Origin of the sequence: Methanobrevibacter sp., assembly GCF_017409525.1 — an archaeon.
Lineage (GTDB): Archaea > Methanobacteriota > Methanobacteria > Methanobacteriales > Methanobacteriaceae > Methanocatella.
The window spans coordinates 1-10,579 of record NZ_JAFQSO010000005.1; the positions used below are offsets into that span (position 1 = coordinate 1).

Consider the following 10,579-nt stretch of genomic DNA (forward strand, 5'->3'; position numbering starts at 1 on the left):
TAAAAAGAATATTCAACGGAACAAACCGAAGCAGAAGCCTACAATTATCAAATAAAGAAACAAAACTCAAAAATACAATCCACAACATCTATCGATCAACTCAAATTCAATAAAAATGAGGATTTCTACAAAGCCAAAATATTAAAAAATCTAATGGAGTAAATGAAAAATGTTCAAAATCTAATAATTTCTGCCAACACTCATATCCTTAAAAAAAAAATAATGGGTTAGAGATTAGATCTCTAACGTCTAACTTTTAAAGTTGCTTTTACAGTATCACTCAAGTAGCTTACTTTGATTGTGTATTTTTTACCTGCTTTGAGTTTTTTGATGGCAGCCTTTTTGATGGTTACCTTAGCAATTCCGTACTTGCTTGTCCTTCCTTTGTAGGTTTTGCCGTTGACCTTGAATTTGACAATCTTGCTTTTTATGGCTGTTTTTCCTTTCTTGAGGGTTGCTTTCAATACAAGTTTTTTGGCTGACTTTTTGACTTTAACTGTTTTTGTGGTTTTCAATACCTGTTTAACAGTTAATTTGTTTTTTACAGTTTGACCTTTGTATTTTGCAGAAATTGTGTATTTTCCAGGAGTGATCTTGTAAGGTATTTTCAAGGTTGCATATCCGTAGGCATTGGTTTTTACTTTAAATGACTTTTTGCCTATTTTGATGGTTACGCCTTTGTTTTTGCCGACAAAATTTCCGTTGTCATCTTTTACTCGCACTTGGTATTTATGTCCGTCGTAATAGTACATGTTAAGATTTTTATTTCCAACGAATCTGGAAACGATTTTGACTGTAAATCTTAGTTTTTCACCAGTATTTGGATTTACAAGGTCAAGGTAGTGTTTTCCGATTGAATTTTTTGCCTTGATTGGTATGGTTAATATACCTTTTCCATTGGTTTTTGCTCCGAAAATTTTTTTATTGTCGAATTTGGCAGATATGGCAGCGTTATTGAGAGGTTTTCCATTTGAATCAAGGACCTCTAGAGATAAAGAGCCTGATGCATCATATGCCCATGTCAAAGCTTTTTCGTCGACAACGCGAATGCTTGGATTTACAATGACCGCACTTGAAAATGTTTGGTTTTTGTAGGTTATGGTTACCAGGTATCCCCCTTTCGGTAAAACTCCTAGTGAAATGCTTCCTGTTCCATTAACAATGTCTATAGTGTAATTGGTATTGTTGAAGCTAGCGCGAATGCTGTCGGCTTCAAAAACATTGTAAACTGTGAATATAGTTTCATTTTGATTATAATCTTTTTCAATAGTTTTGGTAATTTCCGGACTGTGATAGGTATATACTTTAACCGGAGCAATTTTATCTTGGCCTGCAAGGTCAATTATCTTGCCGTTACTGATTATATAATTCACATTAGGCACTGGAATGCTTCTTGTTGTTGTGGAAATCGGCACTGACGCGGATTTTATTCTGATTTCAAATGTTGAATTTGAATCTACTGCAATGTACTTGTTCAATTTAACTGTTTCATATCCTGCATGACCAGATTTTCCGCTTTGGCTGTAAACAACATGATCATTGACATATACTGAAATGGTATATGGACTGCCGGCAGTTTCAAAGTAGGTTCCGACAGCAGCAATTATGTCTCCGTTTTCGCTGATATATTTCTGTCCGTATGTATCGTATTCAAGAAATGTGTACCTTCCAACGGCTTCATTTTGATAAAGTGTCTCATAGTACTCAACATTGTCGAATGTGAATCCAACTGCATCTGTAACTAATGATTTGTCATAATAGGAAAGATAGAAATATCCTCCGTCTCCCCATTGGCTTCCCCAACTGTTTTTACAAATCCATGCACCGTTGCCCGGAGCTTTAGTTGAAAATTTGTTTTTTGAGAAATTATCGTCCCATCCGACTAATGTAACGTAATGGTTTCCGAAGTATTCCTTGTTGTAAACTGACTTGTACACGTTACTGTAAGAGCTGTCCTGTGAACTTGCACCATATACGAACAGGTTCATTGCCCCATATTTTGTTAAGTATTCCTTAATGGCATTCTTGTTATTTATATTTATAAAAACAGCATTTACTGTGTGGATTGCATTAGGACCATATTGCAAAGTGGACACTTTTCCAAGCTCATCGTAAAAATCATCAGTTGTGTTGATTGCTCCCAGCCAGCTTACAAAGTATCCGGCAGACATAAACATGTTTCCAGACTCAGTTGTAGCTGTTTGTCCGTATTCTGAATAAGGCAGGCAGAGGTTTTGAATATTGTTTTCGGAAAGGTCCAGTTCTATTCCTGTTGCAATTAAGTATGCTGATTCGAATGCGCCTGCTGCTCCAAATGCCCAGCATGAACCCATTGTGCCCTGGTTTTTAACAGGAGTGACCAATCCCAAATCATTTAGATTGAAGTAAGAATCTTTAGCGGAACCGTTAATATACTGCGGGTTCAATATAATTTCTTCACCGTTGTGTCTGATGAGATAAGGTATTTGCTTGTCGTTTATTGTGGCTGAGTATTCTCCGCAGTTTGTTATCTCACAGCCCATGTCATCGAATCTGGTGAATAGATTATTGTTTTTGAACTGAGTATTATTGATTTTGTAAGTAGAGGTATAACTGTAAATCGCTTCTCCTGTGCCTGCGACATTATCTGCAAATGTGGAATTGACAATAATTGCCTCTTCAAAGTCAAGATATACGGCTCCACCGTATCCGTCAATTTCATGTGCTCTGTTGTTTGTAAAGGTGCCATTGCTGATTGCAACATTTGCCCCTGATGTGAAGACTGCTCCTCCGTTTTCAGATGCGATATTGTCTGTGAACTTGGAGTTTAGCACACCGAGGGTTCCTCCAAGCTGAACAATTGCTCCTCCAAATTCTGCAGTGTTTTTGTTAAACAGAGTATTTTCGATTACAACAAATCCTTTGCCTTTAGTATCACTATCGGATGCGATATCTGCAAAAATAGCTCCACCATTTCTTCCGGCACTGACGTTTGTAAATTCACAGTCATTGATTAATAATTGAGGAAACATCTTTTGACTATCGGCTTTTACTGCAACGGCGCCTCCAGTTGCAATTGCACTTAAGTTAATGAATTTTGATCTTGTGATATTTGTGAAGTATGAATTATATATTGCAGTTGCATATCTTGAGGTGGTGTTTGCAAAAATAGTGTCTGAAACAATAATTTGAGAACTGATTCCATAAATCAAACTCCATCTTATAGGATTTTTGTTTGTAAATGTTGCATTTTTTATATCCATTATGGAAGACTTTGCGAATAATGCAGATCCAGCCTCTTTAGCGGAATTGTCAGTGAATTTATCGTTGGTACTGTAATATTTACTATTGTCGGCATATATTGCACCTCCGTAATCCTGAGAATTGGCATTTATGAATGTGACATTGATAGTATTCAATGTGCAACCTTGCAGTAGTATTGCAGTATCATTGGTGTTTTTAAATACAAGATTTTTTAATGTTAAATTTCCACCATTCACTTTAAACACGGCAGTTTTGCCGTCGGCATCGATTGCATGATTATTTCCATCAATGGTCAATACCCTATTTTTAAATTCAATTATCTTGATATTGTCAGTATCCTTATATTTATAATCACTTTCTAACGTTATTGAATCATCTGCTTCATTTATCTTTTTTGATAAATCATCATATGACAATTCAGAAGCATCGGAAATAACATCCTGTGTGTCATCCACTTGCAATGTGTCTTTAACTGTCTGATTTGCATCTTCAGCACACACAACTCCCATTGTCATTATCAATAAAGATAGAAAGACTATGCCTATCTTATGAAATTTCAATATTTTTTCCTCCATATTTTTATACATTGTTAAGTTTTGTTTGTCATATATAATATACATTATAGTTATTTTTGGAGGATATTCATTGTTGTAACAATTTTAAGTTTGTTGCATGTCAATATAGCTGTGCCAATTAATTTCATTTGCAACATCACTATCCTCAATATTTCCAATCAACAATGGCAAAAAGGGATTGTGCAACTTCTGGTTCCTTTTTACCATCTTAATGTTGGCATTGGCATAATAACAGCTAAATTACTGCAATACATATTGTGAAAAATCGTTTTCGAAACAAAAAAAAAAGTTACTATTTAAAGTAACTTACAAGTTTTCATTAAAAAATTCTGCAATCTTTTCAAATGGGATTACATCAGTTTTATAGTATAAATCAGTGTGAACCGCATCCGGAATAATCATTAATTCCTTATTGTCCCCAGTCAATTTTGCAAATTCATCTTCTGAGAAATATCTGGAATGTGCATTTTCCCCATGAATCATTAAAATTGGTGTTCTGATTTCATCAGAATATGCTATAATCGGCTGAGATATGAATGACATGCATCCTATTACATTCCATCCATCATTTGAACCCGGAGATCTTGGATGATATCCTAAAGGCTCAATGTAAAAGTCATGGTAATCCTTTACAAATTGTGGCAGGTCATCTGTCACCTCTTTAATGACCCCTCCGGCTTTTGCATATTCTCCGTTTTTAAAGTCTTCTGTTCTTTGATTGTTTAGGGCAACTTTCATTTCATATCTTGCATCGGCATTATCATCCGCATCATAATATCCCTTTGCAGTAATGCGAGTCATATTATACATTGTTGAAGTAACTGTTGCTTTGATACGGGTATCAAGAGAAGCTGCATTTAAAGCCATTCCTCCCCACCCGCAGATTCCACAAATTCCGACCCTGTCGCCGTCAACATCATCTGATGTGACAAGATAGTCAACTGCGGCCTGGAAATCTTCAGTATTGATGTCTGGGGATGCCATGTCACGAGGCTCGCCCGAACTTTCACCGGTAAATGAAGGATCAAAAGCTATTGTCAAAAATCCCATTTCAGCCAATGTTTGTGCATAAAGACCTGAAACCTGCTCTTTTACAGCACCGAATGGTCCTGCACATGCAATAGCAGGCAATTTATCTTTTGAATCTTTTGGCTTGTATAAATCTGCAACCAAAGTGATTCCATATCTATTTTTGAATGTTACCTTTTCATGATTTACCTTATCGCTTTTGGGAAAAACCTTATCCCATTCTGTTGTTATCTCAATATCCATAATATCACCATATTAATTAGATTAGTTTAAACTGAACTCCAATGTAACATCACCGAATCCCAGAACTTCCTTAAGCTTATTGGAGTCAACATTATCTATTTTGCCAAGTTTTGTATAGCTCCATGAATGGGAACCATAAAACAAGGATATTTTGTCTCCCTGATACAATACAATATCTCCAGGATTTGTACCAATATTTTCATCACTTGTTGGAAGTGAAAAGCCTAAATCTCCCACTTTTTCAAGACCACCATACTCGGATGCATTAACTGTGACATTTCCTTTTTTCATTTCTTTAACCAGTTCCTGTGTAGCGGAATTGTTTTCCAATTTAACATCAAATACCTCATCATTGATTTTGACTTTAACCAAATCATCCATACTGTCATCCCCGCTAACCGCAGTACAAGCAATTAAACCCAATATAATTATTAAACCGGATTTTTTAATAAAAGACATTGTATCGCCTCAAAATTATAAATTAAGAATATGAATATACTTTTCTTTTATGAAGATGATTTCTTCATTTGTGTAAAAATCTCCCTCATGAGTATCCAAAGCAAAAATAATTAATTCATATAATACATTATTTAGTTTCATTCCTTTTGAAGTTAAGAAATATTCAGTTTCATGATTATTTATCTTTTTTTCAATTAGATTATTGTTTTCCATTGATTTAAGGCATCTTGCAAGAGATTTATTGTCCAGATTTGGACGGTTTTCCTGAAATTGTGAAAAACGCTTTTTTCCCAAAAACAAATCTTTTAAAATGTAAAAAGTCCATTTATTGCTTATGGATTTAATTGCACTGCCCACAATGTTTCTTTCAAATTGATTGCCATACAATTTTTCTTCAAGAGCCATGAAAAAATATTTGTTCATTAATATTTTAATAGTTATAGTGGCAAAAATGCCACAATATGCATTCTTAAAAAAAGTAAGGAAAAGAAATTATTTCATTTCCTTTTCCCAAATCCTTATTGTATTGACATTGGCTTTATCAGGACTCTTTCAAAAACTTTGTTGATTTTCAAAATCCTTTTTGCGATTGTCATTCCAAATGAGATCTCTGCGATAGATTCGTTTTAAAACGCCTCGTTTGGTCTTGAATGTTCGTTTTCTTGATTTTGGCATTGTTTTTTGAAATGCATTTTCAATTTTGTTACTTGTTTTTTCAATTCGTTTATCTTTTAAGTGATAAATGAAGCTTTTTATATCGTGGAGTGATTGATTTTCTGATTATTTTATAAATCACTGGATGAAAATCATCTTTACGATAAATTAAAGATTGTACTTCATTTTTGAATTCATTATAATCATTTAAATCGAATAAATCTTTGATTATTTTCAGTTGTTTGTGACATTCTTGATATTCTTCGTCAGAAATACGATTTTTATCTTTAAAAGTTTTTAATTGTTTATTTAAACTTTTTTTAGTATGAAAAATACACAATTAATGTTTAAAACCTAATTTTGGGATAATTGAGGCATATTTTTTATCTAAATCTGTTGTGATTGCAATTTTATTTTTATTTGCTGTAGATTCTCTTAAAAACTTTTCAGTTGTATCATCTTCAGTATCGTAAATTGCATCGGCTACGATGCAATTTGAAATAGAATCAAGTAATGTGTGATGATATTTCCATTTTCCGTTGATTTTTATCCATTCTACATCAAAGACATAATAACCCGAGCAACGCCCTAAATCAAATTCTAAAATGTTTTCATTAACAAAAAGCCAATTTTCAATTGTTTGATGTGAAACCGTGATTCCAAAGAATTTTTTAAATGATTTACAAACATTTTTTAAGCTTCCCAGATAATCTGAAATTAAATGTTCTGATTCACTTTTCAATTCATTCGTAAAATTGCTGTTTTTATCAACAAGGCTTGTTAAATCTGTTTGAAAGGTTTTATCACAACGTTTGCAAATATAACGCTGAACCTTCACATTAGTTTTACCAATTTCTTTAAATACTAATGTTCTTTTTGTAAAACCATATTTAACAACATGACGAGTTCCACAATGTGGACATCTAGCTAAACTCATTTTAAAATAAGGAACATCCTTTTTAAAACTTAAATCAAAAGATTTCAGAGCTTTTTGACAGGATTTAAAAATTTTCACAAAACGAGGATCTGAAAGGACTAATCCTCCATTAGAATCGCAAAATATATATTGTTTAACATCTAAAATACTATTTGGAGTATTTGTTTTTTGATTAGGCATAATAAAAACTTTTACTCCACCTATTTATTAAATTTAACTATTTTTAGATAAAATTAAAAATTCACAACTAATTTCATCAAAAAATTTCAAATCAACAAAGTTTTTGAAAGAGTCGGAGAATTCTTGCACAATAAATTTAAATATAAAATCAGCTTAATTAAGAATATAAGAAAAAATATGTGATAACATGGATTTAACAAAGGAATATAATGAAAAAGATTTAACAATAACTGTTAAAGGTAAAATCGATACAATCACTTCCCCTGATTTTGAAAATGAAATAATAGACGAAATGGGCAAATTCGATTCATTAATTATCGATCTTAATGATTTAGAATACATTTCCAGTGCAGGTTTAAGAGTTTTAATTAGCTCTAAAAAGAAATTAGATTCTCAAAACATTCCTGTTACAATTAAAGTTAATGATACCATTAAAGAGATTTTTGTAATGTCCGGCCTTGATAAGGTTCTGGATATCGAATGAAATTGATGGGAGAAACACTCCCTATTCAAATTAAAAGTACCTCCACCTTCTTAACATCCAAAAAAAGGTATCGAAAGATTTTGGATTATACGACAACAAATCATCACTGGAACTACTCAATTTTTTTTAATTCAACCAACCTATGAACTGAAGAATAATCACATAATGTTTTTGAAATCATGGTAAATACTTTTTACCTGTTGAAACATATATTAACAATATGAACTTTATTGACAAGGAATTTTTAAATAGAAATAAAAAATTGCTATTAATAGCATTCATAATTGTATTCGGATCATTAATCGTCGGAAGCATTGTGGGATATTTTGAAGCTGGAGACAGTTATGGCGAGATGAGTGAAATGATTGCATTTGGCCATGAACACAATATCAAAACAAATATGAGCATTAGCGAAAATGCCACAAGCGCTTCTGAATATTTTGTCCATAATTTCATGGTAGACATCATTACAATGATTGGAGGAATATTATTTTCAATATTCTCTGTTTGGAATGTATTGTCAAGCAGTTTCATTGCAGGCCATTATATAGGACAGGATTTTGTATTCGGCCTTGTTTCAACACTCCCACATGGAATTATTGAATATATGGCCACAGTATTTGCCTTAACCATAGCGTTCATCATAACACGCAGGGAAATAAACATAATTAAAACCAGAAGCTTTGACGGCATAAAAACCGATTTGAAAGACATAGTGATTCTATTGGTATTGGATATAATATTTCTGGCAATTGCCGCTTTCATAGAGGCTCATGTTACACCAGGAATCGTTTCATCAGTTTTTGGAATCTAGATGAAATAATCTTATCAAACTGCAGTAATTTTTAAATTTTTTATTTTTTTTACCAAATAAATTTTTAAAAGATACTTTATCGATTTTTGTTTCGTTCCTTGTGAAAATGGTCAAGGAGCAGTGAAATTATGTACAACTTAGTGAAATTTGTTTCAGATAGAAAAAAAACTCCCGACTTACAGAAGTCAAGATATTTCAATCGAAATTTTGCCAAAATCTAAAAGAAATTCTTATACTATCCCTATTAACAAATTTTCAATCCAAAAAAGCTAAATTAGTTAGTTACGATTAATTACATATTCTATATTATTAAATCCCAATACCTCACTGACTTTGATGTTATCCTGTGAAAATGATTTTTCAATATCTTTCAGCACTTCCCTTTTTCCTTCATCCTTCATATTGATGGTTATTTTATCCCCATAGTCAATCAATAATATTTCCACATGCACATTTTCATTGTTTGAATCAAAAATTGTGTTTATTATCTTATCCAATGTTTCAATGGAGGAATTATCCACATTCAAACTCTCCAAATGATTGAACATTTCAGATTCCGCATCATCATTTTTGCTTTCCAAAGTGTAATCTCTAGTTTTTTCGATCAATCCCTTTCTAATGAAAAACAGCCCGGAATATTCTGTGTCATTTCTTTCAACTATTTTTACATAAATGGCAACAACAACTATCGATAGGATAAAACCTAACGGGAAAGATAACCAGACACTGGTGATGCCAATGTAAGGGAATAACAGGTATGTAAACATTAACGGTCCCAGGAATTCTGAAATTATTGTAATGATTCCTGATTCCACTGTTCTTTCAATTCCTTCATAGTAAAACAGCAGCATAGTTGAAAAAGCCATAGGTATGAATGCCAGTGAGTATATCCTAATCGCATTTTCCACCAGTGCGTCATTAGGCACCTGCTGAAGTTTGAAAAACATTAATAATCCGTCAGGAAATACCAACAGGAATGCAGTGAATATCACTGAACTGATTAATGTAATTAAAATTGAATTTCGCACAATATGATGCAGATTATAAAAATCATTTTGCGCATAATAGATAGGAACAATGGAAGATAATGTTTCGGCGAATCCCATGATTAAAATACTTATCAGCAACAATGCGACCACACATACGTTGAATATGTCCAAACCCAGCTCTCCTAAAATTCCTCCAACAATCAAATTCATGATATAGATCAACAATACATTAAAAAAGCCCATACTTGCGCCCGGAAGGCCTATTTTAATTATTTCGATTGTTGATGTTATCCAAGCCCTGAATTTCAATTTGGATAAAACGAATCTGAAAGTTCTTTTTGAATCAAAATGATATTTTAAAGTACACAACAATCCGATTACATAACCTATCAGCATTGCAAGTGATGCCCCTTCAATGCCCATATGAAAAACGCCGAGGAACAAATAATCCAAGATTATATTGATGACATTTACCAAAATAATCACTCCTGAAGCGAAATTTGGCTGTCCGTCAACACGAATGAACTGGCATAAAACTCCCAGGATAGTTGCAATCGGGAAACTGATGAATAAAAATGGACTATATGCATTTACATATTGTAATGCTCCGGCAGTTGGGTGCAATAGATTAACTAAGGAATCTTTAAATAAAAAACACACCACTAAAATCAAAGCTGAGAGAACTATTGTTGCAAGCATAGATGTTGTGAAATAGTGATTGCTTCCATCCTCATCAAATTCTGCCTTTTTATTTAAAGCTAAAATTTGACCTCCCAATCCAAATAACCATTCAAATATTGTGATTAACAATACCAAAGGTTCTAATACCTGTAACGCCGCTTGTGCATTGTGTCCGATGAATGTTGATACAAAACTTGCATCAACAACTGAAGCTATATTTAATGCCATCGCTATAAGTAATGACGGCAGCAACAATTCCCGGAATTTATGAGAAATAATTTCATTTGACAT

At 33.0% G+C, this 10,579-nt stretch carries 9 protein-coding genes; 2 read left to right on the forward strand and 7 right to left on the reverse strand.

What is annotated here, in order from left to right:
• Positions 1-242: 242 nt before the first annotated feature.
• The 6 genes from IJE64_RS02665 to IJE64_RS02690 all read right to left on the reverse strand — a co-directional run bounded on the left by IJE64_RS02665 (position 243) and on the right by IJE64_RS02690 (position 7,320).
• Complete coding sequence (locus tag IJE64_RS02665) at positions 243-3,752, reverse strand: C1 family peptidase (RefSeq protein WP_292781656.1); 3,510 nt, start codon at positions 3,750-3,752, stop codon at positions 243-245.
• Between the two features lie 150 nt (positions 3,753-3,902).
• The gene (locus tag IJE64_RS02670; protein ID WP_292781659.1) at positions 3,903-4,025 is read right to left on the reverse strand and encodes a hypothetical protein; all 123 of its coding nucleotides are present in this window, start codon (positions 4,023-4,025) and stop codon (positions 3,903-3,905) included.
• A 99-nt stretch (positions 4,026-4,124) separates the two neighbouring features.
• Complete coding sequence (locus IJE64_RS02675; RefSeq protein WP_292781661.1) at positions 4,125-5,090, reverse strand: alpha/beta hydrolase; 966 nt, start codon at positions 5,088-5,090, stop codon at positions 4,125-4,127.
• A 21-nt stretch (positions 5,091-5,111) separates the two neighbouring features.
• Positions 5,112-5,549, reverse strand: coding sequence for a cyclophilin-like fold protein (locus IJE64_RS02680; RefSeq protein WP_292781664.1), 438 nt, complete (start codon positions 5,547-5,549; stop codon positions 5,112-5,114).
• A gap of 15 nt (positions 5,550-5,564) precedes the next feature.
• Positions 5,565-5,954, reverse strand: coding sequence for a helix-turn-helix domain-containing protein (locus tag IJE64_RS02685; RefSeq protein WP_292781665.1), 390 nt, complete (start codon positions 5,952-5,954; stop codon positions 5,565-5,567).
• Between the two features lie 589 nt (positions 5,955-6,543).
• Complete coding sequence (locus IJE64_RS02690) at positions 6,544-7,320, reverse strand: hypothetical protein (RefSeq protein WP_292781667.1); 777 nt, start codon at positions 7,318-7,320, stop codon at positions 6,544-6,546.
• 187 nt (positions 7,321-7,507) lie between these two features.
• Between IJE64_RS02690 and IJE64_RS02695 the strand changes: the two genes are divergently transcribed.
• Positions 7,508-7,804, forward strand: a complete 297-nt coding sequence (locus tag IJE64_RS02695; protein ID WP_292781670.1) for an STAS domain-containing protein — start codon at positions 7,508-7,510, stop codon at positions 7,802-7,804.
• Between the two features lie 220 nt (positions 7,805-8,024).
• Complete coding sequence (locus IJE64_RS02700) at positions 8,025-8,618, forward strand: stage II sporulation protein M (protein WP_292781673.1); 594 nt, start codon at positions 8,025-8,027, stop codon at positions 8,616-8,618.
• 278 nt (positions 8,619-8,896) lie between these two features.
• Here the strand turns inward: IJE64_RS02700 and IJE64_RS02705 are convergent, their stop codons facing one another.
• Positions 8,897-10,579: an MATE family efflux transporter gene (locus tag IJE64_RS02705; protein ID WP_292781676.1), complete on the reverse strand. Its 1,683-nt coding sequence runs from the start codon at positions 10,577-10,579 to the stop codon at positions 8,897-8,899.

Excerpts from the sequence above, each read along its gene's own strand:
- IJE64_RS02675 (WP_292781661.1), bottom strand. The coding sequence starts at position 5,090 with ATGGATATTGAGATAACAACAGAATGGGATAAGGTTTTTCCCAAAAGC.
- IJE64_RS02700 (WP_292781673.1), top strand. The coding sequence starts at position 8,025 with ATGAACTTTATTGACAAGGAATTTTTAAATAGAAATAAAAAATTGCTA.
- IJE64_RS02670 (WP_292781659.1), bottom strand. The coding sequence starts at position 4,025 with ATGGTAAAAAGGAACCAGAAGTTGCACAATCCCTTTTTGCCATTGTTG.
- IJE64_RS02705 (WP_292781676.1), bottom strand. The coding sequence starts at position 10,579 with ATGTCAAATGAAATTATTTCTCATAAATTCCGGGAATTGTTGCTGCCG.
- IJE64_RS02685 (WP_292781665.1), bottom strand. The coding sequence starts at position 5,954 with ATGGCTCTTGAAGAAAAATTGTATGGCAATCAATTTGAAAGAAACATT.
- IJE64_RS02690 (WP_292781667.1), bottom strand. The coding sequence starts at position 7,320 with ATGCCTAATCAAAAAACAAATACTCCAAATAGTATTTTAGATGTTAAA.
- IJE64_RS02695 (WP_292781670.1), top strand. The coding sequence starts at position 7,508 with ATGGATTTAACAAAGGAATATAATGAAAAAGATTTAACAATAACTGTT.
- IJE64_RS02680 (WP_292781664.1), bottom strand. The coding sequence starts at position 5,549 with ATGTCTTTTATTAAAAAATCCGGTTTAATAATTATATTGGGTTTAATT.
- IJE64_RS02665 (WP_292781656.1), bottom strand. The coding sequence starts at position 3,752 with ATGGGAGTTGTGTGTGCTGAAGATGCAAATCAGACAGTTAAAGACACA.